The sequence below is a fragment of the Halopseudomonas sp. genome (assembly GCF_036960865.1).
In the GTDB taxonomy this organism is placed as follows: domain Bacteria; phylum Pseudomonadota; class Gammaproteobacteria; order Pseudomonadales; family Pseudomonadaceae; genus Halopseudomonas.
On record NZ_JBALWE010000006.1, the window covers coordinates 127,259 to 149,386 of the forward strand.

General features: G+C 59.0%; 21 protein-coding genes. 10 read left to right on the top strand and 11 right to left on the bottom strand.

All coding sequences use genetic code 11. The annotated features are described in order from the left end of the window. Positions 1–14 precede the first annotated feature (14 nt). Positions 15–986, top strand: a complete 972-nt coding sequence (locus V7747_RS10185) for a serine/threonine-protein kinase (RefSeq protein ID WP_335615928.1) — start codon at positions 15–17, stop codon at positions 984–986. A gap of 80 nt (positions 987–1,066) precedes the next feature. Here V7747_RS10185 and thrH read toward each other — a convergent pair whose 3' ends face one another. Beyond that, a complete protein-coding gene (thrH, locus tag V7747_RS10190) occupies positions 1,067–1,684 on the bottom strand; it encodes a bifunctional phosphoserine phosphatase/homoserine phosphotransferase ThrH (RefSeq protein WP_335615929.1) in 618 nt (205 codons plus the stop codon). Between the two features lie 215 nt (positions 1,685–1,899). On the opposite strand from thrH, the gene V7747_RS10195 reads away from it, so the two are divergent. After that, positions 1,900–2,625, top strand: a complete 726-nt coding sequence (locus V7747_RS10195) for a phosphoadenylyl-sulfate reductase (RefSeq protein ID WP_335616074.1) — start codon at positions 1,900–1,902, stop codon at positions 2,623–2,625. Positions 2,626–2,709: 84 nt separating this feature from the next. Here V7747_RS10195 and cysB read toward each other — a convergent pair whose 3' ends face one another. From cysB to V7747_RS10210, 3 genes are all read right to left on the bottom strand, one after another. Beyond that, entirely contained in the window at positions 2,710–3,684 is a 975-nt protein-coding gene (cysB, locus tag V7747_RS10200; protein ID WP_335615930.1) for an HTH-type transcriptional regulator CysB, read from the bottom strand. A 251-nt stretch (positions 3,685–3,935) separates the two neighbouring features. After that, positions 3,936–4,853 (bottom strand): 5'-nucleotidase, encoded by a 918-nt coding sequence (locus V7747_RS10205; protein ID WP_335615931.1) that lies wholly within the window; start codon positions 4,851–4,853, stop codon positions 3,936–3,938. Positions 4,854–4,864: 11 nt separating this feature from the next. After that, entirely contained in the window at positions 4,865–5,824 is a 960-nt protein-coding gene (locus V7747_RS10210) for a putative 2-dehydropantoate 2-reductase (RefSeq protein ID WP_335615932.1), read from the bottom strand. A gap of 252 nt (positions 5,825–6,076) precedes the next feature. Between V7747_RS10210 and V7747_RS10215 the strand changes: the two genes are divergently transcribed. Continuing rightward, the gene (locus V7747_RS10215) at positions 6,077–7,153 is read left to right on the top strand and encodes a 3-deoxy-7-phosphoheptulonate synthase (protein WP_335615933.1); all 1,077 of its coding nucleotides are present in this window, start codon (positions 6,077–6,079) and stop codon (positions 7,151–7,153) included. Positions 7,154–7,219: 66 nt separating this feature from the next. On the opposite strand, the gene V7747_RS10220 is transcribed toward V7747_RS10215, so the two are convergent. After that, positions 7,220–7,495 (bottom strand): GNAT family N-acetyltransferase, encoded by a 276-nt coding sequence (locus V7747_RS10220; protein ID WP_335615934.1) that lies wholly within the window; start codon positions 7,493–7,495, stop codon positions 7,220–7,222. Positions 7,496–7,590: 95 nt separating this feature from the next. Then, a complete protein-coding gene (locus tag V7747_RS10225) occupies positions 7,591–8,988 on the bottom strand; it encodes a GntP family permease (protein WP_335615935.1) in 1,398 nt (465 codons plus the stop codon). Between the two features lie 262 nt (positions 8,989–9,250). On the opposite strand from V7747_RS10225, the gene V7747_RS10230 reads away from it, so the two are divergent. Continuing rightward, positions 9,251–9,505, top strand: coding sequence for an Lpp/OprI family alanine-zipper lipoprotein (locus V7747_RS10230; protein WP_092283259.1), 255 nt, complete (start codon positions 9,251–9,253; stop codon positions 9,503–9,505). Positions 9,506–9,530: 25 nt separating this feature from the next. Here the strand turns inward: V7747_RS10230 and V7747_RS10235 are convergent, their stop codons facing one another. Genes V7747_RS10235 through V7747_RS10245 form a run of 3 tightly spaced genes read right to left on the bottom strand, consistent with a single transcriptional unit; the run spans position 9,531 to position 11,470 of the window. Further along, positions 9,531–10,469 carry a L,D-transpeptidase family protein gene (locus V7747_RS10235; protein WP_335615936.1) on the bottom strand — a complete coding sequence of 313 codons (939 nt, stop codon included), beginning with the start codon at positions 10,467–10,469 and terminating at the stop codon, positions 9,531–9,533. Then, positions 10,466–10,810, bottom strand: coding sequence for a hypothetical protein (locus tag V7747_RS10240; protein ID WP_335615937.1), 345 nt, complete (start codon positions 10,808–10,810; stop codon positions 10,466–10,468). The genes V7747_RS10235 and V7747_RS10240 overlap by 4 nt, the downstream gene beginning before the upstream one ends. A 27-nt stretch (positions 10,811–10,837) precedes the next feature. After that, positions 10,838–11,470 (bottom strand): arylesterase, encoded by a 633-nt coding sequence (locus V7747_RS10245; protein ID WP_335615938.1) that lies wholly within the window; start codon positions 11,468–11,470, stop codon positions 10,838–10,840. Between the two features lie 13 nt (positions 11,471–11,483). Here V7747_RS10245 and V7747_RS10250 point away from each other — a divergent pair, with 13 nt between their 5' ends. The 3 genes from V7747_RS10250 to greB are packed head-to-tail and all read left to right on the top strand — an operon-like array spanning position 11,484 to position 15,158. After that, positions 11,484–12,164 (top strand): ABC transporter ATP-binding protein, encoded by a 681-nt coding sequence (locus V7747_RS10250; protein ID WP_335615939.1) that lies wholly within the window; start codon positions 11,484–11,486, stop codon positions 12,162–12,164. Further along, positions 12,161–14,662, top strand: coding sequence for an ABC transporter permease (locus V7747_RS10255; RefSeq protein WP_335615940.1), 2,502 nt, complete (start codon positions 12,161–12,163; stop codon positions 14,660–14,662). Before V7747_RS10250 ends, V7747_RS10255 begins: the two co-directional genes overlap by 4 nt. A 1-nt stretch (position 14,663) precedes the next feature. Then, complete coding sequence (greB, locus tag V7747_RS10260) at positions 14,664–15,158, top strand: transcription elongation factor GreB (protein ID WP_335615941.1); 495 nt, start codon at positions 14,664–14,666, stop codon at positions 15,156–15,158. Here greB and V7747_RS10265 read toward each other — a convergent pair. Continuing rightward, positions 15,152–17,053: a cation:proton antiporter gene (locus V7747_RS10265; protein ID WP_335615942.1), complete on the bottom strand. Its 1,902-nt coding sequence runs from the start codon at positions 17,051–17,053 to the stop codon at positions 15,152–15,154. The genes greB and V7747_RS10265 overlap by 7 nt on opposite strands. Before the next feature lie 116 nt (positions 17,054–17,169). Continuing rightward, complete coding sequence (locus V7747_RS10270; RefSeq protein ID WP_335615943.1) at positions 17,170–18,120, bottom strand: glutathione S-transferase family protein; 951 nt, start codon at positions 18,118–18,120, stop codon at positions 17,170–17,172. Between the two features lie 143 nt (positions 18,121–18,263). On the opposite strand from V7747_RS10270, the gene V7747_RS10275 reads away from it, so the two are divergent. Genes V7747_RS10275 through V7747_RS10285 form a run of 3 tightly spaced genes read left to right on the top strand, consistent with a single transcriptional unit; the run spans position 18,264 to position 21,947 of the window. Beyond that, positions 18,264–19,967, top strand: coding sequence for a DEAD/DEAH box helicase (locus tag V7747_RS10275; RefSeq protein ID WP_335615944.1), 1,704 nt, complete (start codon positions 18,264–18,266; stop codon positions 19,965–19,967). A gap of 11 nt (positions 19,968–19,978) precedes the next feature. After that, positions 19,979–20,776 carry a TatD family hydrolase gene (locus V7747_RS10280; protein ID WP_335615945.1) on the top strand — a complete coding sequence of 266 codons (798 nt, stop codon included), beginning with the start codon at positions 19,979–19,981 and terminating at the stop codon, positions 20,774–20,776. Between the two features lie 46 nt (positions 20,777–20,822). Then, the gene (locus V7747_RS10285) at positions 20,823–21,947 is read left to right on the top strand and encodes a hypothetical protein (protein WP_335615946.1); all 1,125 of its coding nucleotides are present in this window, start codon (positions 20,823–20,825) and stop codon (positions 21,945–21,947) included. Positions 21,948–22,128 lie beyond the last annotated feature (181 nt).

Below are 22,128 nucleotides of genomic sequence, written 5' to 3' on the forward strand. Positions count from 1 at the left end.
ACAAGGAGCACGCAATGGATACTGCATTAGATTCCGTCAACAGCCCCGCCGGATCGCATCTGGCCGGAAAGCCCGCAAAAGCGGCCGTGCCAGCCGTAAAGCCCCACGGTGAACTGCCGAACGTACTGAGCAACCGCTATCGCATTGAACGCTTGCTCGGCGTTGGCGGCATGGGCGCCGTCTACCGCGCGCGCGACCTGCTGCGCGAGCAGTACGGTGATCCCGATCCTTACGTAGCACTGAAAACACTCAACGAAGAGTTTGCTGAATACCCGGACGCCAATGCGCTGCTTTACAGCGAATTTGCATTGACCAGCCGCTTGCGCCACAGCAACGTCATCCGCTTCTATGCGTTCAACGTCGACCGCACCAGCCAGCGCGCCTTCATGACCATGGAATTGCTCAAGGGTCCGACGCTGGACCATTTGATCAGCGAGCGGTCGGATGGCCTGGAATGGACTGAACTGCAACAGATTGCGGTGCCGCTACTGGAGGCACTGCAGGCCTCGCACGGCCTGGGCGTGCTGCATGGCGACCTCAAGCCCAGCAATGTGATGCTCTCAACCGATGGCCTGCGTTTATTTGACTACGGCCTGGGGCAGCCGGTGCAAGGCCTGCTGCCGGGCCTGCCCCGCCTGAGCCGTAAGCGCATTGCCGCCTGGACGCCCCGCTACGCAGCGCTTGAACTACTGGAAGGCGGGCAACTGAGTGAAGCCACCGATCTCTACGCGATAGCAGTGATTCTGTATGAGCTGAGCAGCGGCCATCATCCTTACAGCAGACTGACCGCCAAACAGGCGAAATGCATGGAACAAGGCGATTCGCTGCGCAAACCAGACAAACTGCCTGCCCACTGCTGGCCCCAACTCAAAGCCGCTCTGGCATTCGATGAGGAACAGCGTCAAACCACGGTAGCGGAGCTGTTGAACGCATTCAGCTATCAACCCACCGGGCTGCTTCAACGTCTGTTCGCTCGTCACGGGTAGCCGTTAGCGCAAACAACAAGGCCCCCGCAAACACGGTTTGCGGGGGCCTTGTTGTTACTGCTGCTTATCGCGTAACCGGCTTAGAGTGCCAACTCGCGATTGGATGCCTTGATGAATTCCTTCTTCAGGTCTTCAAAGGTGTGCACCGCCGGGAACTGCGGGAACTCCTGAATCACGTTGTCCGGCGCGTGGAACAGAATGCCGGCGTGGGCCTCAGAGAGCATGGTGGTGTCGTTGTAGGAATCACCCGCGGCAATAATGCGGTAGTAAATGCTCTTCAGGGCAATCACCGACTGACGCTTGGGGTCTTTCTGGCGCAGCTGGTAATCGACAACCCGGTCGTTTTCATCGGTAATCAGGCGATGGCACAGCAGTGTCGGGAAGCCCAGCTGGCGCATCAATGGCTGCGAGAACTCATAGAAGGTATCCGACAGGATCACCACCTGAAAGCGCTCACGCAGCCAGTTGACGAATTCAATCGCGCCATCCAGCGGCTTCAAGGTCGCGATCACTTCCTGAATGTCAGACAGTTTGAGTCCGTGTTTATCAAGAATGGACAAGCGCTGTTTCATCAGCACATCGTAATCAGGAATATCCCGGGTGGTCGCCTTGAGTTCTTCAATGCCGGTTTTTTCGGCGAAGGCTATCCAGATTTCGGGGACCAATACGCCCTCAAGGTCAAGGCAGGCAATTTCCACGTAACTCTCCTGATCAGGGTAATTTCAATGCCGCACAATCTACCGGCAAGCGCCCCAAGGCGCAACGAGAAAGCCTGCGTAAGCCTCGCCCACCTACCATAACTGCATAAAAATATAACCAAATAAAAGAGGATGGACTAAAGACCCTTTGTTAGACTTCCAGCCCATAGAACGGTGAACAATACAGACACCGCGGGATAGAGAGCCTGATGCCCATGAAAAATTTTGATACCGCACAACTGGCGGCGGACTACGCCAAGCAGTCGCCGCAAAAAATCCTCGAACTGGCCCTGGGACACTTCGATAACCTGTGGCTGTCGTTCAGTGGCGCCGACGACATAGTCGTGCTCGACATGGCCTGGAAGATCAACCCCAACATCAAGGTATTCACCCTGGATACCGGCCGCCTGCACCCCGAGACCTACCGGTTCTTGGAGCAGGTGCGCAAGCACTACGGCATTCAGATCGAGGCACTGTCGCCTGATCACCAGCAACTCGAAGCCTACGTACGTGAAAAGGGCCTGTTCGACTTCTATGAAAGTGGTCACGGCGAGTGCTGCGGTATCCGCAAGATCGCCCCGCTGCGCCGCAAGCTAGCCACTGTCGATGCCTGGATCACTGGCCAGCGCAAGGATCAGAGCCCCACCCGTGCCGACGTACCGGTGATCGAGCGCGATGCCGCGTTCTCCACCGCCGAGCACGATGTGATCAAGTTCAACCCGCTGGCCAACTACACCAGCGAAGATGTGTGGAACTACATTCGCATGCTCGAGATCCCCTACAACCCGCTGCACGAACGAGGCTTTATCAGCATCGGCTGCGAGCCCTGCACCCGGCCAGTACTGCCCAACCAGCATGAGCGCGAGGGCCGCTGGTGGTGGGAAGAGTCCACCCAGAAGGAATGTGGACTGCACGCCGGCAACCTGATTGCCAAAAGCTAAGTAGCAATACCTCAGGATCAGCAGGTCAGAAAGCAAAACGCCGGAGCTTGATGCTCCGGCATTTTGCGTTGTTGCCAGTCGCGATTACAACACCGGCAGTTCCACCTCGGCAAACAACTCATCCAGCTCCAGTCGGCTGCTGCATTGCAGTGCGCGATCAATCATTTCTCGGGTCAGGTGCGGTGCAAAGGTTTCGATAAAGTCATACATGTAACCGCGCAGAAAGGTGCCACGGCGGAAGCCGATTTTGGTGACGCTGGCCTCAAACAGTTTGCTGGCGTCGATGACCACCAGGTCGGGATCAGCCACCGGATCAACGGCCATGTGCGCCACGATGCCAACGCCCAGCCCCAATCGCACGTAGGTTTTGATCACATCGGCGTCGGCCGCGGTAAAAACCACCTTGGGTGACAATCCGCGGTTGCTGAAAGCCTCATCCAGTTTCGAGCGCCCGGTGAAGCCAAAGACGTAGGTTACCAGCGGATGCGCGGCCAACTCTTCCAACGTCAGTTCGTCGATATGGGTCAGCGGGTGCCCCTTGGGCACGATCACGCAGCGATTCCACTTGTAACAAGGCATCATCACCAGGTCGGAAAACAGCTCGAGCGCTTCGGTGGCAATGGCGAAATCGGCGGTGCCATCCACGGTCATCTCACAGATTTGCATCGGTGTGCCCTGATGCATGTGCAGCGACACATCCGGATAAGCACTGATGAACTTCTTGATGATCGGCGGCAAGGCGTAGCGCGCCTGGGTGTGGGTGGTCGATAGTGTCAGGGTGCCCTTGCGCTCATTGCTGAACTCCTGAGCAATCTGCTTGATGCTGTCGACCTTGCGCAGAATTTCACCAGCAGTGGCGATGATGCGCTCACCGGCGGGGGTAATACGAGTGAGATGCTTGCCGCTACGGGAAAAGACCTCGACACCCAACTCGTCCTCAAGCAGGCGAATCTGCTTGCTGATACCCGGCTGCGAGGTATACAGGCTCTGCGCGGTGGCGGACACATTCAACTCATGGTGGGCCACTTCCCAGATATAGCGCAGTTGCTGCAGCTTCATGTCAGGTGTTCCTCTATCGGTTTCAGCGACCCCGGGTCGCCTCGCTTTGGTATTGGGCGTAACACCTTTGCAGCGGAGTACAGGTGCAGCTTGGGGGTAGACCGCTTATAACCGGATTAGTTGTTATTGGAGTTAGGTTAGACGATAAAACCTACGTGATACAGCAAAGTTTAGAATTGCCAGCCAGGCTTGGCGGCAGGGAAAGGTAAAAAGCACGAACCGCCTGTTGTCACAATGTTACGGCACCACGCCTAGGTTGATTCAGGCGCCTTGAAATTGCTGATGCCGTGCGGAACGTGGCCGGTGGGCACCACGCCCACAGCGCGTTGGCAATGGCCTTCCTGATCGTCAAAGAACAAGTCAGCGCCGAACGCCTGAAGAAAGTCGGATTTATCCAGTCCTCCGAGAAACAGCGACTCATCGAGGCGAATGTTCCATTCACGCAGGGTCCGGATTACCCGTTCGTGCGCCGGCGCACTGCGCGCGGTAAAAAGCGCTGTGCGGATGGGGCACGGCGCATCGGCAAACTCGGTCTGAATCCGATTGAGCGCAGCCAGAAAGGGTTTGAACGGTCCACCCCCCAGCGGTTGCCGGGCTGCCGCCTGCTCACTGGCCTGAAATGCGGCCAACCCCTCGCGCTGAAAGACCTGCTCGGACTCGTCGGAAAACAGCACTGCATCGCCGTCAAATGCAATACGAAGCTCATCGCGGGTCTCGCGGCGCAGCCGCGAAGGCAGTATGGTGGCCGCGGCAAATCCGGCTTCCAGCGTGGCACGCACGTCTTCTGCGTGAGTCGAGAGAAACAGGTGGCAACCAAAGGCAGGAATATAGGTAAATGGGCTGCGGCCACCGGCGAAGGCAGCCCGCGTAATACCCAACTGATAGTGCTGAATGGAGTTGAATACCCGCAGGCCGGTATCGGCGCTGTTGCGCGACAGCAGCACTACTTCGACGCGACTATCGCCCTCAAGCAAGCTGTTGATGTGTAACAGCTTTTGCACAAGTGCAAAGGCCTCACCGGGTTCTAGGGGTGAGTCCTCGCGGGCAATCTGATACTGCCGATAGGCTTCCAGCCCTTCCTGTTCGTAGACCTGATGACTTTCGTCCAGATCGAACAGCGCCCTCGATGAAATGGCGATTACCAGTTTGTCACCGAGTAGCGCAGGCATGGTGGTCCTTATCAGGCTGGGTCAGCGTTGAGGTATCCGTTCTGTATGAACGTCAGTTGATCCAACAATGCCTCGGTTTTCGGCATGCTGCAACCGGCAGCAGAGGCCTGGCTCAGCATTTCACCGTACAGACTGTCGAGTTCCATGGGCCGCTTGTGCAGCCAGTCGTGGTACATGCTGGGATGATAGTCCGGCATCATCGCGGTGCCTGCCAGCAGCTTCTGCCCCAGCCCATCGGGCATTTCAACACCGCACGCCTTGGCTGCACTGACGACCTCTTCCATCATGTCACCAATCAGCTTGCGGCTGGCGTCGCTGGCCAGCAGCGCCTTGGTGCCGGCATTCAATACGACCGAGGTGCCGTTGAAAGGTGCGTTCCACACCAGCTTCTGCCAACGCGCGGCATCCACACCGGGCAGGATGCGCGTGGGAATGCTACCGGTTTTGAGTAGCTCGGCACCTTCTTCCAGCAGTGCCTGCTGCTGCTCGCTGTTTGCCGGGCCGGAGTGATAACCCAGATCGATCATGCCGTTGAACTGGTGTTTGACCAGACCCGGACCTTCGCGGAAAAGGCAGACGTAGCACAGGCCACCAATAAGGTGCACGCTGTCCGGCAGGAATGGCCGCAGCTTGTCTTCGTTGTTCAAGCCATTTTGCAACAGCACGACCTTGGCGTCTGGAGCAGCTGCCTTTGCGATCAATTCGCCCAGGTCATTGCTGGTGGCCTTTGCACCCACAAATATCCAGTCACAGGCCGGCATGTCAGCGGCGTTTTTATAGGCTTGTACCGGATGCAGGTGCAGCGTCTCGTTGACCAGACTATTGATGGTGATGCCTTTTTCCACGACCGCGTCATACTCGCTGCGCAGCAGAAAATGCACATCGTTGCCGCCCTTTGCCAACATGGCGCCATAAAAGCCACCGATGGCGCCAGTGCCGATAATGCCGATACGCGGTTTCTTATTATCCATACAAGCCTCATTCAAACGGGTGTGTTGTTGATATAGGTCGATGTTAATCCGCAGCGGCACTGCAAGACAGTCAACAACACGACAAAGCCGGTGATGAATAGACGAATATTCAGCTGAGGCACGATTAATTTTGTTTTTCAGGGTAATAGAGAGCTGCGGGGTAGCCTAAGCGGGCAAGCTTGATTAAGCTGTGGAACTCTTTTGAAACGGTCGCGCCGAACAGCGGCCGGCACGACTTTCCCGGGATGAATGATGGCCGATTTACCAATTGATGATTTAAACGTCACTTCCAACGAAATTCTTATCAGCCCAGAACAGCTGAAAGCCAAGATTCCGCTGAGTGAAGCGGCGCAGAAAACCGTAGTCGAAAGTCGCCAGGTTATCCGCGACATTCTCGATGGCAAGGACCACCGCCTGTTTATCGTCATCGGCCCCTGCTCCATCCATGACATCGACGCCGCCAAGGATTACGCCGCGCGCCTGAAAGTGCTGGCCGATGAAGTAAAAGACACCATCTATCTGGTGATGCGTGTTTACTTCGAAAAGCCGCGCACCACGGTTGGCTGGAAAGGCTTGATCAACGATCCCTATCTGGATGACTCATTCAAGATTGAAGACGGCCTGCATATCGGTCGTCAGCTGCTGCGCGACCTGGCCGAAATGGGCCTGCCGACGGCCACTGAAGCACTCGACCCGATCTCGCCGCAGTACCTGCAGGATCTGATTTCCTGGTCGGCCATTGGCGCACGCACCACTGAGTCGCAGACCCACCGCGAGATGTCTTCCGGGTTGTCTTCGGCTGTGGGCTTCAAGAACGGCACTGATGGCAGCCTCTCGGTTGCCATCAACGCCTTGCAGTCGGTCTCCAGCCCACACCGTTTCCTGGGTATCAACCAGCAGGGTCAGGTTTCCATCGTCACCACCAAGGGCAACCCCTACGGTCACGTGGTCCTGCGCGGCGGCAACGGCAAACCGAATTACGATTCGGTCAGCGTTGCCTTGTGCGAGAAAGAGCTGGAGAAAGCCTCGATTGCTCCCAATATCATGGTTGACTGTAGCCACGCCAACTCCAACAAGGATCCCGGCTTGCAGCCGCTGGTGATGGACAACGTGGCCAATCAGATTCTGGAAGGCAACAACTCCATTGTTGGCCTGATGGTTGAAAGCCATATTGGCTGGGGCAACCAGTCCATTCCCAAAGACCTGTCACAGCTGCAGTACGGCGTTTCCGTCACCGATGCCTGCATCGATTGGGATACCACCGTCAGCAGCGTGCGCAGCATGCATGACAAGCTGAAGGACGTATTGCCCAAGCGCAACCGCGGATAACCCCTTGCTGTGAGACAGCCATAAAAAAACCGCCGAAAGGCGGTTTTTTTATGGCTGAAGTTGAGCTTATTCGGCGTTGGCCGACTGGCGATCCATATACCATTCAACGTAAGAACATGAGGGTATGACGGTATACCCCTGCTCATCGGCATAACGCAGTGCATGCTCGGTCAGTTGCGCCGCCAGCCCTTTGCCGCGCAGGGCATTGGGCACGAAGGTGCGGTAGATATCGAGCGTCTGCTTGCCGAGATCCATGTAGGCCAGATAAGCCTTAGTGCCCTCAACGACAACGTAGAACTGTTTGCCTTCCGGGTCATGCTGGACGGTGGCATTCATGGTCATTGTCAGTCTCCCAGGCTGCTGGATAGGCGTTACACGAGTTATCCACTATAGACGCTGCTCGGACAGAATGATTCCTGTCCGAGCAAAAAATACCCTCAGGTCGTCGGATTAACGCCGATACCCATCGCCATCAGCACAGCAATCGACAGCAGACAGGCGATCACCGGTATCACCACGGTAACCACAAAGAGGTTCTTGTAAGCCTCCTTGTGTGTCAGCCCCATGATCATCAGTGTCGCGATCACCGCGCCGCAGTGCGGCAACGAGTCCAGACCACCCGCCGCGATGGCGGCAATACGGTGCAGAATCTCCGGTTCGATACCCATTTCGAGATATTTTGGCGCCAGGGTCTGCATGAAAATCTGCAGGCCGCCGGAGGAGGAGCCGACAATCGCCGAGACCACACTGACCGATGCGAAAACCGACAGCAGCGGCGGCATATCGACGTTCAGAATCCATTGGGCGAAGTGGCCAAAACCGGCAGTCTGGGTCACCACACCGCCAAAGCCGATTACCGCTGCAGTGTTGAGCAGCGGCATGATCGAATCATCGGCGCCTTGGCCAAATACCTGGGCAGCGTTACGGCGCAAGCGGGGAAACAACACCACACAGGTCAACGAACCCAGAATCAGCGCCATGCTGGGCCAAACGATCGGCTGTGATGCGCTGAAAAGCAGCACCCGGCCCAACAGACTGCTATCCGACCAGTCAGCCAAACCCAGCACCAGACGTGGCAGCATGATAACGCCCAAAACAACCATCATAGGCACCATTGCCATCATCCACGGCGGCGCTTCGGTGGTGTTATCGGCCAACTGCTCCATACGCAAATCCTGCGCATTCTCGACGAAGCCTTCGCCAGTGCGTCTGGCTTTCTTCCACTCCCATTCGACGTACCACATACCCAGGCCTGCCATTACCAAGGCTGCAAATATGCCAATCCAGCCGCCAGCGAATAGGTCGGTACCCAGCGAACTGGCAGCAATGACGTTATGAATCGAGGGCGTGCCCGGCAGTGCCGTCATGGTGAAGGTACCGGCGCCGACTGACGTCGCCGCGACCCAAAGGCGTTTGGGCAGGTTGGCTTCGCGCATCAGCGTGATGCCCAGCGGATACATGGTGAACACCACCACAAAGACCACAACCCCGCCGTAGGTCAGCAGCGCGCAGACCACCATGCCTACCAGCAGCGTGTGCTTGACGCCCAGGCTGCGAGTGATCGCCAGGGCGATACTCTTGGCAGCCTGGCTGGTCGCCATGACCTTGCCGAAAATCGCCCCACAGAGAAACAGCAGAAAGAACTTGCCGGCGAAGGTAAAGGCACCCAGCGCGCCGAAGGGGTAGAACTCCAGCAACGTCTGCGATACCAGAAGGCCATTGGTCAGGGCCACAACCAGCGCACAGATAAGGGATGCAATGAAGATGTTGATGCCGCGCAGGGCCATGAAGATCAGTAGCGCAAGGCCGGCGAGCAAGCCGAGATTTCCGAGCATGGTCAATCCTTATAGTTATTTGCCTGCGACACATTACCTCAGTGGTTCATCAAAACAAGCAAATACGCCCCGCATTACAACGGTTGATTGCCATTCATAAGAAGAGATTTATCCGCGCTCGACTTTCATCCGCCAAGCCACCTGCTACTATTAACAACGCTAGCGAAGAACGCACTGCCGAGGGCTCGGGAACTCAGCTTTAATAACCGAGTCCTTAGCAGTGCGTTCTTATAGCAAGGACTTTTACACAAGGGGAAAGTATATGAAAACTGCACTGAAAGTATCTGCCGTCGCTCTCGCTACCCTGCTGGCTGCCGGTTGCGGTAACAGCATGGAAAAGGAAATGAGCGCTCGTGTAGCCGCTAACGAAAACGCAACTGCCAGCGCTCAGGCGCGTGCTGATGAAGCCTATCGCAAGGCTGAAGAAGCACTGTCTGCTGCACAACGCGCGCAGCAAACTGCTGACGAAGCTAACGAGCGCGCCATGCGCATGCTCGACAAAGCCAGCCAGAAGTAAGCAGCCGGCTTGTTACCTGTCCGGCTCACATGGACCGGACAGGTTGTCCGATACGCCCGGGAATCCCGCTCTCGGCATACACCAGATCGCGAATCGCCTCCCAATCCAGTTTGAACCCGCTCACCTTCTCACTTTGCTCCGCCAGCAACGCCTGAATCGCACCCTGCTTGTCCAATGTTGACGGCATACCGTGCTCATCCAGCGGCGTATGCACCTCCAGATACAGCTCGCCATTAATCACACCCAGCTTGTACGGCTGGTTGACAATAGTCACTGTGGTGCCCACCGGCACCTGGGGAAACAGCTCGGTGATGTCTTCATTGCGCATGCGGAAGCAACCGTGGCTGACCCGCGTGCCGATGCCGAACTTCTTGTTGGTGCCGTGAATCACATAACCACTCATGGCCAGATTCATCTTGAACGGCCCCATGGGATTATCCGGGCCCGGCGGCACCACCGCTGGCAGCGGATCGCCATTGGCGGCGTGCTCTTCAAGGATCGACTTGGGCGGATACCACGACGGCTTCTCCTGCTTGCGCAGAATACGGGTCTGCCCCAACGGCGACGACCAGCCCTCGCGGCCGATGCCCACCGGGTAGCTGGAGACTATCTCTCCCCCCTTATGGAAATAGTACATGCGAAACTCGGGCAGATTGATCACCACGCCCTCGCGCTGGGCGATCGGTAGCACATGCTGCCCCGGGAGCGTGATGTTGGTTCCCTCCCCCGGCAACCAAGGGTCGATCGCCGGGTTGGCAGCGACCATTTCCAAATAACCAAAACCCAGCGAGCTACCGAGGTCAGCGAAGGTATCTTCGTAACGCGCCTTGTGCGTCTCCACCTGGCCAATGACATCCTGATCTGCACTGTGCAGCACGTAATCGTTGGCCTGAGTCGTCGGTACAGCGCTCAGTAGCCCACTAGCCAGAGCCAACACCGTCAGGGTCGGACGAAATACACTCATGCATCAACTCCTGCTAGAAAGATAGTCATGGCAACTTGGCCGCTGTCGACCGCGGGCGCCTTCTGCACGGCAGAGCGTGAGCGCTGTTGACCCTGGCGCAACTCGTTGACCAGTCGCATGCAGGCGGGACAGATCGCCGCCATCATCGACCGCGCCACCTCGCGATACAGCGGCCGGGAGGGCAACAGGTCACCGCACAACGTACGTTCACGCGGCACATCAAGACGCAGATTGATATCCACCAGATGAAGATGCCAGGGATCCTGCACGAACAGGTCCTGCTGCTCATCCTGTTCAACAATACACCAGAGCCTGGCAATCCAGGACACACTTACAGCCACAGCAAGCTCCCAACAATAAGAAACAGCTCAGAGCTGCGTTTCAAGCCAGTCGCTGATCAGCGGCCAGGCGTTTTCCAGAATCCCCGGCTGGCCGTCGGCATTCGGGTGTATGCCATCAGCTTGCATCAGCTGCGGCACGCCCGCTACCCCTTCAAGCACAAAGGGCACCAGAGCGACATCAGGCTGATCACCCAGCTCGCGGAACACCTGTTCGAAGGCCTCGGTATAGCGCACCCCGTAATTCGGCGGTATTCGCATGCCCAACAGCAGTACCTCGGCGCCGGACGCGTGCGCGGCATCAACCATGGCAGAAAGATTCTGTTGCATTTTATCCGGAGCCAGACCACGCAGGCCATCGTTACCACCCAATTCGATGATCAGCAGATCGGGTTCGTGCTCCTGCAGCAGGCGTGGCAAGCGGGCCAGACCACCTGCGGTAGTATCGCCGCTGACCGACGCATTGACCACCGGCAGCGCAACCGCTTGGTCGCGCAAACGCGCCTGCAACAGACTCACCCAGCCGCGCTCAAGTTCCAGACCGAAAGCGGCGCTGATACTATCACCCAGGATCAAAATGCCTTGTGCAGAAGCACTCATGGAGACAGGCAGCGTCAGCAGCGACAACAGGATTGCCGCAAGGCAGTTTTTCCAGGGTTTCATCAGGCCAGATACCATGTCAGACAATGTGATAATCGCTCGCCACCTTAGCAAAGTCGTATCCAGCTCGGAAGCCGAACTCACCATCCTCGATAACGTCAGCCTACAGATCAGCCGCGGCAGCAGCGTTGCCATTCTCGGTGCCTCGGGCTCCGGCAAGTCGACACTGCTGAGCCTGCTAGCCGGCCTGGACCTGCCCAGTAGCGGCGAAGTCGAGTTGGCCGGCAAGGTGCTCAATGACTTGGATGAAGACCAACGGGCGGCATTACGCGGCGCGCAGGTCGGCTTCGTGTTTCAGTCGTTCCAGCTGCTTGATAGCCTCACCGCCGTGGAAAACGTCATGTTACCGTTGGAGCTGGCCGGTCGGCGCGACGCTCGCCAGCGCGCTGCGGAACTGCTGGATCGTGTTGGTCTGGCTGCCCGCACCAGCCACTACCCACAGCAGCTCTCCGGCGGCGAGCAGCAGCGCGTAGCCATCGCTCGCGCCTTTGCCAGTGAGCCAGCCATCCTGTTTGCCGATGAACCCACCGGCAACCTGGATGCCGCCACCGGTGAGCGCATCACCGACCTGCTTTTTGAACTCAACCGCGAGCAGCAGACCACTTTGGTCCTGGTGACACACGATGCGCGACTGGCCGAGCGCTGCAGCAGCGCATTGCACATGCAAGCCGGAAAACTGCTGGAGCCTGAAGCGTGAGTGGCTTCAACTCCCCTGCCCTGGCGTTGCGTCTGCTTGGGCGGGAGTGGCGCTCGGGCGAACTGCGGGTACTGATCCTGGCGCTGCTGATCGCCGTCACCATCAGCACCGCCATCAGCTTCTTCACCAACCGTATTGAACGCAGTATGACTAGTCGCGCCGCCGAGTTTCTCGGGGCCGACATGGTGGTGTCCTCGCGCAGCGCCTTACCTGAACTCTATGCGCAACAGGCCAGTGCGCAGGGATTGCAAACCAGCGCCCAGGTGGGCTTCTCCAGCGTAATGGCCAGCGATAGCGAAATGCAGCTGAGCAGCGTCAAGGCGGTTGAAGCCGGCTACCCGCAGCGCGGCGAACTGCGTATCACCGACCAGCCTTTTGGCGAGGAGCGCACTACCCAAGATATCCCCGCTGCGGGAGAGGTGTGGATAGAACCACGGCTGCTGAACCAGTTGGCGTTGGAGGTCGGTGATTCCCTGGAGGTTGGCTACGCCAGCCTGCGCATCAGCGCGTTGATCACCCATGAACCTGATCGCGCAGCCGACTTTTACAGCCTCTCACCCAGCGTCTTGATGAACCTCGCCGACATCCCCGCAACGCGTATAGTGCAGCCTGGCAGCCGAGTGACCTACCGTCTGCTGATCAGCGGTGAGAGTCCGGCATTACAGGGTTACCGCGATTGGCTCGAACCTCAGCTAGAGGTCAACCAGCGGTTGACCACGGTCAACGACGACAACCGCCAGGTCGGCCGCGCGCTGGGCCGCGCCAATCAGTTTTTAGGGCTTTCCAGTATTGCCGCAGTCGTGTTGGCCGGGGTCGCCGTGGCGCTGTCTGCCGGGCGGTTTGCCGTGCGGCACTTTGATGCCAGTGCCCTGCTGCGTTGCATGGGCTTGTCACGCCGGCAGGTGCTGCAACTGTTTCTTTCTCAGCTGCTGATACTGGGCGCCCTGGCCACGCTGGCAGGCCTGCTGCTCGGCTGGGTGGTGCAGTGGGGATTGATAGTACTGCTACAGGATTTGCTACCACCCGACCTGCCAGCGCCCGGCCTGCAACCTCTCTGGATCGGCGCGGCAACCGGCCTGACGGCGCTGTTCGGATTTGCCCTGCCGCCGCTGCTGCGGCTGGGCCGCGTGGCTCCACTACGCGTACTGCGCCGCGACCTGGCGCCCATGCCCAGCAGCAGTTGGTTCATCTACGGCCTGGCGTTGACTGCGCTTTGCCTGCTGATGTGGCAATTCACTGGTGACCTCAAGCTGACCCTGTCGATGGTCTTTGGCGGCGCAGCCGCGGCGCTGGTTATGGGGCTGCTAGCCTGGCTGCTGCTGCGTGCCAGTGCCGCTCCGCTGGCACGCGCCAGTCTGGCCTGGCGACTGGGCAGCGGTGAACTGCTGAAGCAACCCGCCGCTGCGGCGACGCAGATTCTCGCCTTTGGGCTGATCTTCATGAGCATGCTGGTGGTGATCATCCTGCGCACCGAGCTGCTCAGTAACTGGCAAGACCAGCTTCCCGCCGATGCCCCCAACCACTTCGCCCTGAACATTCTGCCCGATCAGGCCGATGATTTTGCCGCGCAGCTGACTGCCATTGGCGCACGCAGCGCGCCCCTTTACCCGGTCACGCCGGGCCGACTGGTTACCATCAATGATCAACCGGTGCGCGAGCAAGTCACCAAGGAGAGTCAGGGCGAGCGTGCCATCAACCGCGATCTGAGCCTGACCTGGGCGGCCGAGCCGGCGGCCGACAACCATCTGCGTGAGGGCACCTGGTGGCCCGCAGCGCCAGACGAGCAACCTCTGGTTTCGATCGAATCCGAGCTGGCCGACAGCCTTGGCATCAAACTGGACGACCAACTGGGCTTCGTCATCGCCGGGCAAACCTTGAGTGCCCGCGTGAGCAGCATCCGCGAAGTGGACTGGGACAACTTCACGCCCAACTTCTACATGATCTTCTCGCCCGGCAGCCTGAACGACCTACCCGCCACGCTGCTGACCAGTTTTTACCTGCCCAGCAGCGAGCGTGCGGCGCTGCGCGACTTGAGCCGCGCTTTTCCGGCCATGACCCTGCTGGAGGTAGAGCCCATACTTGAGCAGATTCGCAGCATCCTCGCGCAGGTAACGCTGGCAGTCGAGTACGTGCTGATATTCGTGTTGCTGGCGGGGCTGACCGTACTCTTTGCCGCGCTGCAGGCCACGCTGGACCAACGCCTGTATCAAGGCGCGCTACTGCGCACTCTGGGCGCGCAAAAAGCGCTGTTGCGGCGCGCCAATCGGTTGGAATTCACACTACTGGGCGCCCTTGCCGGTCTGATGGCAATCGTCGCCAGCGAACTGGCCACCTGGGCCCTGTACCGCTTCGCCCTGGATCTCGAATGGCAGCCGCATCTGCTGTTCTGGCTGTTGGCGCCGTTGGCCGGCGCCTTGCTGATCGGTGTCGCCGGCGCGCTGGGCACCCGCGCCGTGGTACATCAAAGCCCCATGCGCCTGATCAATCGGAGCCATTGAGATGAGCCGTTACCGCCCACCGCGCAGTGCCGGCACGCCATTGATCACCGCCGCCGGCGCTCAGCGCCTGCGCGAAGAACTGGACCATCTGTGGCTGCAGAAGCGTCCAGCGGTTACCCAGGCAGTCAGCGAAGCGGCCGCCCTTGGCGACCGTTCGGAGAACGCGGAATACATTTACGGCAAGAAGATGTTGCGCGAAATCGACAGCCGGGTACGCTTTCTGCGCAAGCGTCTTGAAGCGCTGAAAGTGGTAGATCAGCCACCGAGTGACCCCAGCAAGGTGTATTTCAGCGCCCGCGTCACACTCGAGGATGAAGAGGGTAAGCCCTTGCTACTGCGTATCGTCGGCCCCGATGAAATTGACCCGAAACAGCAACACATCAGCATTGACAGCCCCATGGCGCGGGCATTGCTGGGCAAGACGCTGGACGATGAAATCTGTGTACAGGCACCCGGCGGTGAGCGCCTGTACTGGATTACAGCTGTCGATTATTGAGGGTCAGGCAACGCCGGCTTGGCCGCCTCTTCACTCTGACCATTCTCACGACGCGCCACCAGCGCTGCGGTATCACCGGGCTTTTCGTCCTGACTGGTCGCCAGATAGATTAGCGTCCAGCCTGCTTCCGGTACCAACTCCAGGCCTGGGCTGAGTATCCGCAAGCGGCGCTCCGGCGTCAGGGCCATGAGCGCGATGCGCGTCTTGCCGGCATCTTGCTGCCACTGCTCATAGCTGAAGCCTTCGCTCAGCGTGGTGGCCTTGAAACGCGCGCCCTGGCTGACCAGGCTGGAGAGCTTGCTGAACGTCATCCCTTCCTGACCAAAGGGCAGCCCTTCGTGTTTGGACGAAATTTGCAGCCGCTCATTGGCCCCGGCGCGCTCGTTGCGCACGGTAAAAATGCGATGCCCCGGAAAGTCGCGGCGAAAATGCTGATTCAGCAGCGCGTTCCATTCCCGTTCAGGGGTCAATGTCAGCAGCGTACCCAGGCCCGCCAGATCGAGGTTACTGTCGACCGTTGCAGACAGCGGATTGCCGCGCAAGGTGCGTAGCCCTTTCATGCGGGCCTGACGGATCGAATCCCAGTGCGTGTCGACCACCAACAGCGGCACTTCCAGGCGTTGCAATACCTCCCCCAAGGCACGTGAAACCTGGTTGGCACCAATCAATAGAATGCCGCGACGCTCTGGCTCGGTCACCTTCAACAGGCTGGCGACAGAGCGCGCAGTCGCACTCTGAAACACCACAGTGCCGATGATCACCGCAAAGGTCAGTGCACTGACCAAGGCCGCGTCCTCATAACCCGCCTGCTCAAGCCGCAGGGCAAAGAGCGCAGACACCGCCGCCGCCACAATACCGCGCGGCCCAACCCACGCCACCATGGCGCGTTCCGGCCAGGTCAGCTCGCTACCTATACTGCTGATCCAAACCGCCAAGGGTCGAGCAACAAACTGTATAACCGCCAGCAGTGCCAGCGCTGGCAAACCCAGCGCCAGCAGCGCATCTAGGTCCAGACGGGCGGCGAGCAGAATGAAAAGACCGGAAATCAGCAATACCGACAGGTGCTCCTTGAACACCAGAATTTCTTCGATATCGATGCCCTTGGCGTTAGCCAGCCAGATCCCCATGATGGTGACGGTCAGCAGGCCGGATTCATGAGCAATCTCGTTGGAGACCGCGAACATCACCAGCACCAGCGTGAGGGAGGCCAGCACCTCCAGATACTCCGGTATCCAATGGCGGCGCATGGCGGTTGCCATGACAAAACCACCCAGTATACCGGCGATGGTGCCCACCCCGATGACCTCGACAAAGATCAGCAAACTGGCCATAAAACCGTTGTGCCCTGCTGCCTGCGAGACGATCCATTCGTAGACCAGGACCGCTAACAAGGCGCCGATCGGGTCGATCAGAATACCTTCCCAGCGCAGTACCTTGGAGATCCTTGGCGTGGCGCGCAGGGTGCGCAACATAGGCACTACCACGGTCGGACCGGTGACCACCACCAGCGCACCGAAGAGCGCCGAGAGCGCCACATCCAGACCGATCAACCAGTAACAGGCGACGCTGATGACGCCCCAGGTAACCAGCGCACCAACGGTCACCAACCGCCGCACCACCGGGCCGGTTTCCTTCAGCTGCTCAAATTTCAGGGTAAGGCTACCCTCAAACAGAATCAGCGCCACGCACAACGAGACTATCGGAAACAACAGATCGCCCAGGAATTCGTCCGGATTGATCATCCCCAGTACCGGGCCGCAGATAATACCGCTGAGCAGCAGAAACAAAATTGCGGGCAAGCGCAAACGCCAGGCCATCAATTGGCAAATCAGGCTGACCAGGGCGATGCCCGCCAGTGTCAGTGCTGGCGGTATCAGGTTTGCTAGGTCGATCACGACGTCTCCACAGTTCAGGCAGTCAGTAAGGGCAGTTTATTGTATACAGCGCCACCACGCCGACAGGTCAACGGGCAGGCGCCGTATGGTAGCAGGCGCGGAAAGAGACGGTAGTACTAGTTCAGTACCGGCAGGTGGCTGCGTTCATGCGGCAGGCTCAGGTCCTGCCCAGCACCCAAAGGCACGATGCGCGTGGGGTTGATGGTGTCGTGACTGTAATAATAATGCTGCTTTATATGCTCGAAGTTGACGGTCTCGGCGACGCCCGGCCACTGATAAAGCTCACGCAAGTAGCCCGAGAGCGCAGGATAGTCCTGAATGCGGCGCAGATTACACTTGAAGTGGCCGTGGTAGACCGCGTCAAAGCGCACCAGCGTGGTAAACAGGCGCCAGTCAGCCTCGGTGATACGCTCCCCTACCAGATAACGCTGGGTAGTCAGCCGCTCCTCGACCCAGTCCAGCGCAGCAAACAGGGTCTCGCAGGCTTGCTCATAAACCGACTGCTGCGTGGCAAAGCCGGTTTTGTACACACCGTTGTTGATGTCGTGATAGACGCGTTCGTTGACCTGGTCGATTTCTTCGCGCAACGCTGACGGGTAATAATCATCCTGATTGTCGGCCAGCTCCTCGAAAGCGCTGTTGAGCAGTCGCAGAATGTCGGCCGATTCGTTATTGACGATGCTCTCGGTCACCTTGTCCCAGAGCACCGGGACGGTAACCCGGCCGGTGTAATCTGCTTTGGCCCTGGTGTACAGCTGATGATGGAACTGCAGGCCGTACAGCGGCTCGGCCGGCTCGTAACGCCAGCCCTGCTCCAGCATGTGCGGGTGGGTCACGGTAACGCCGATATGCGACTCCAGACCCTTGAGCTTGCGCATGATCAAGGTGCGATGAGCCCACGGGCATGCCAGCGACACGTACAGGTGATAGCGGCCTGACTCCACCGGGTAGCGCGAACCTTCACCTACGCTCTCGCGAAAGCCGGCGTCTTCACGCTTGAACGCGCCGCCAGTTGACTCGGTGTCATACCATTCGTCGTGCCACTGCCCCTCAACCAAACGACCCATCTGATTGTCCTCTCTCATAAATTTGGGCTTTAGCCTGCCACTTCGGCAGGCGAATGAACAGGGTGGCAAAAAAGGCTGCGGCAATTTTCTTGTAAACCGCGTATAATGCCCGATCTACATATCCCCCAAGGTTTACTTCCCGTATGTCCGATACCGCTCCGGCGGCCAAGCAGTTTGCCGATCTTGGCTTACCTGCTCCGCTTCTCGAGGCCCTCAACAGCCTCGGATATGAAACACCCTCCCCCATCCAGGCCGAGGCCATCCCCACCCTGCTAAGCGGTGATGATCTGCTCGGTCTGGCGCAAACCGGCACGGGCAAGACCGCCGCCTTTGCACTGCCGGTGCTGGCCGGCATCGACGTCAGCCTGCGTGCCACACAGGCGCTGATCCTCACGCCAACCCGTGAACTGGCACTGCAAGTCGCCGAAGCGTTTCAGCGCTATGCGCAGAACATGCGTGGCTTTTCCGTACTGGCACTCTACGGCGGCTCAGCTTTTGCGCCGCAGTTCAAAGCACTGGAGCGTGGCGCACATGTTGTCGTCGCCACCCCTGGCCGCCTGACCGATCACCTGCGCCGTCGCAGCCTGAAGCTGCAGGACCTGCGCTTTTTGGTGCTCGATGAAGCGGACGAAATGCTCAAGATGGGTTTTGCCGACGACCTCGAAGCCGTCTTCGAAGAAGTCCCTGAGCAAACCCAGAAGGCGCTGTTCTCAGCCACCATGCCGCCTGGCGTGCGCACCGTCGCACGCAAGCACATGAAAGAGCCCAAGGAGATCCGCCTGCACAGTGGCTCCAGCAGCAGCCTGGATACCATCACCCAGAAAGTCTGGGAAGTGTCCAACCATCACAAGCTGGACGCCATGACCCGGCTGCTCGAAGTCGAGCCGGTCGAAGCCATGATCGTCTTCGTGCGCACCAAGACCGCCAGCCTGGAATTGGCCGAGCGGCTGGAAGCGCGCGGCTTTGCTGCCGCCGCACTGAACGGCGACCTCAGCCAGCAACTGCGTGAGCAGGTGGTCGATCGCATCAAGCGCGGCTTGATCGACATCATCGTGGCCACCGATGTTGCCGCCCGCGGCCTGGATGTGGAGCGCATCACCCACGTCCTCAACTACGATCTGCCGCACGACAGCGAAAGCTACGTGCACCGCATTGGCCGTACCGGCCGCGCTGGTCGCCAGGGCACGGCAATTCTGTTCGCCACCCCGCGCGAGCGTCGCCTGCTGCACGTACTCGAGAAGGCCACTGGCCAGAAGATCGAGCCCCAGGCACTGCCATCGGCGGATGCCGTGCGTAGCGGTCGTCTGAACAAGCTGGCAACCCGTCTCAATAGCGCCCGTGAGAACGCGACCTCGCTGCACCAGCAGCTGGTTACCGATCTGCAGGAGCTCACCAGCCTTGACGCCACCGAACTGGCTGCAGCGCTGCTGGCCATTCTGCCTAGCGCCAAGACGCTGCTGGAGCCGGTTTCCGAGCTACCCAGCGCGCCTGCACGCCAGGAAAACCAGTTTGACCGCGACAGCGGCCTGACCCGCTATAAGGTGCAGGGCGGCCGCAAGAGCGGGCTGATGCCCAAGCCCTTGGTGGATGTACTGGTCAAGGTCGGCAAACTGCAACGCCAGCAGATCGGTCACATCAAGATGTTCCCCGAGCACACCGGCGTTTATCTGCCGCAGCTCGATCAGGACATCCTCAACCGTCTGGCCAGCGCCGAAATCAACGGCGTTCCGCTGCAGATCCGCGCCTGGCCGCTACCGCCTGGTGAGACTGAATCACGTCCGGCGCGCAAGCCCAAGCGTGACTTCGCCAGCAAGCCGCGCGCCGCCAGACCGCCCCGCAAGGACTGACCCTTCGCACCATGGAATGGGTCGATATTGGCGTCAACCTGACTGACAAGGCCTTTGCCAAAGACCGCTCTGAAGTTCTGGAGCGGGCTTGGCAGGCCGATGTCAGCCAGTTGCTGCTGACCACCACTTCACTCGATCATGCCGATCAGGTACTCGAATTCTGCGTCGATGAACCCAGCCGGCTGTTTGCCACCGCAGGGGTTCACCCCCACGAAGCTCGCCACTGGAACACCGACAGCAGCCGCCAGCTTACCCAGCTAAGCCAGCAGCCCGCGGTGAAAGCCATTGGTGAGTGCGGCCTGGATTTCAACCGTGATTTTTCCCCGCGCACTGCACAACTCAAGGCACTGGAGGATCAGCTCACCATTGCCGTAGAAACCGGCTTACCGGTATTTCTTCACGAACGCGATGCCAGCGAGACTTTGCTGCCCTTGCTGCGCGACTACCGCGATCAACTCAGTGGCGCGGTGGTGCACTGCTTCACCGCCGACCAGAAAGCACTCTACGCCTATCTCGATCTGGATCTGCATATCGGCATCACTGGGTGGATCTGTGACGAGCGTCGTGGCACCCACCTGCATCCCTTGATGCGCGACATTCCCGCTGGCCGCCTGATGCTGGAAACCGACGCTCCCTGGCTGCTGCCGCGCAGCATGAGCAACAAGCCGAAGAACCGCCGCAATGAACCCGCCTTTCTGATCGAAGTAGCGCAGTGCGTTGCACAGTGTCGCGGTGAGTCCCTGCAGCAATTGGCAACCCATACCACGGCAACCGCTCGCTCCCTGTTTGCCCTGCCAACCCCGGCGTAATGGTCTATATTGACCTCATCCCGACAGGCAGTAACACAGGAATTCCATGCCGGACGATCCAGGAAGGAAGCTCACCGCCAGGCCCTACCGCCTGACAGCTCTCATCACACTGACGACCTTGCTGTTAACCGGAACGCTACTGACGCTGTTTCAATACCAGCAGCTGTCACGGGTCATGCTGTCGACCGGCGACGAACTCTTTGAACGCCTAAGCCTGAATGTCGAGACCCAGCTGGATAACATTTATCGGCCACCCAGCCAGGCATTGAACCTGTTGAGCCTTGGCTCCCTGCCCGACACTCGCTCCCTCGCCCAACGCCTGCCGCATTTGAAGTCGCTCGCGCAGGTGCTGACAGATAACCCGCAGCTCAACTCCCTGTATCTGGGCTGGAACGACGGCGACTATCTGATGCTGAGGTCACTCGACGTGGCCGAGAATCAGAACCGCTTTGACGCACCACAGGAAGCGCGCTGGATGGTGTGGCACGTACATAACGAAAACGGCGAGCGCAACGTCACCTATCTCTTCCTGAACCGACAACTCGGCATTATTGAGGCGCGCTTGATGGTCGATGACGGCTTTGATCCACGGCAACGTCCCTGGTATGAGGAGGCGACAGCGGTCGACCAGCAGATTGTCACCTTGCCCTACGTGTTCTTTTCTACCCACGAGTTCGGTACCACGCTGGCGAAGCGCGCGCAAAATGGTGCTGTGTTGGGCGCCGATCTGACTCTTGGCCGACTGTCACAGGCGCTGGAGGAGCAGAAGATCACGCCTGACTCCCAGTTGCTGATCTACACCGCCGATGGCACTGTCATTGCCTATCATGACGTACAGCGATTACTGCACACGGCGCAGGGCAGCAGCCTGCACCTCAAGCGCTTCAACCAGCTAGGCAGCACGCTTCTGGCCACCCTCGCACTGGATGGCTATCGCCAAGAGCGCCGCATTACCCGCGAGCTGGAAGGCCGCCGTTGGATTATTCAGCAGCGTCGTATAGGGCTACGTGGCATGCCCGATACCTATCTGGCCGTACTGGTACCCGAGGACCAGCTGCTCGCCGAGGCCTACCGCATTCGCAGCGAAAGCGTCTGGATCTCCCTGACGATCTGTCTGGTATTACTGCCACTTTTGTGGTTCTCTGGGCGCATTCGCCGCAACCTGGACTAGCAGGCGAACCGGGTAATTTGCGCCCTACAGGCGAAGTAAGCAGCGCCTTTACTCACAAACATCGCGCGCGCAAAACACCCTACATAACAATTTACTTTAAGTACTTGGCGTAAGCAGTTATTTGAGTGATGATGCGCTCTACAAGGGAATGAATGAAAACGCCATAGCTTTCAGCCACCTC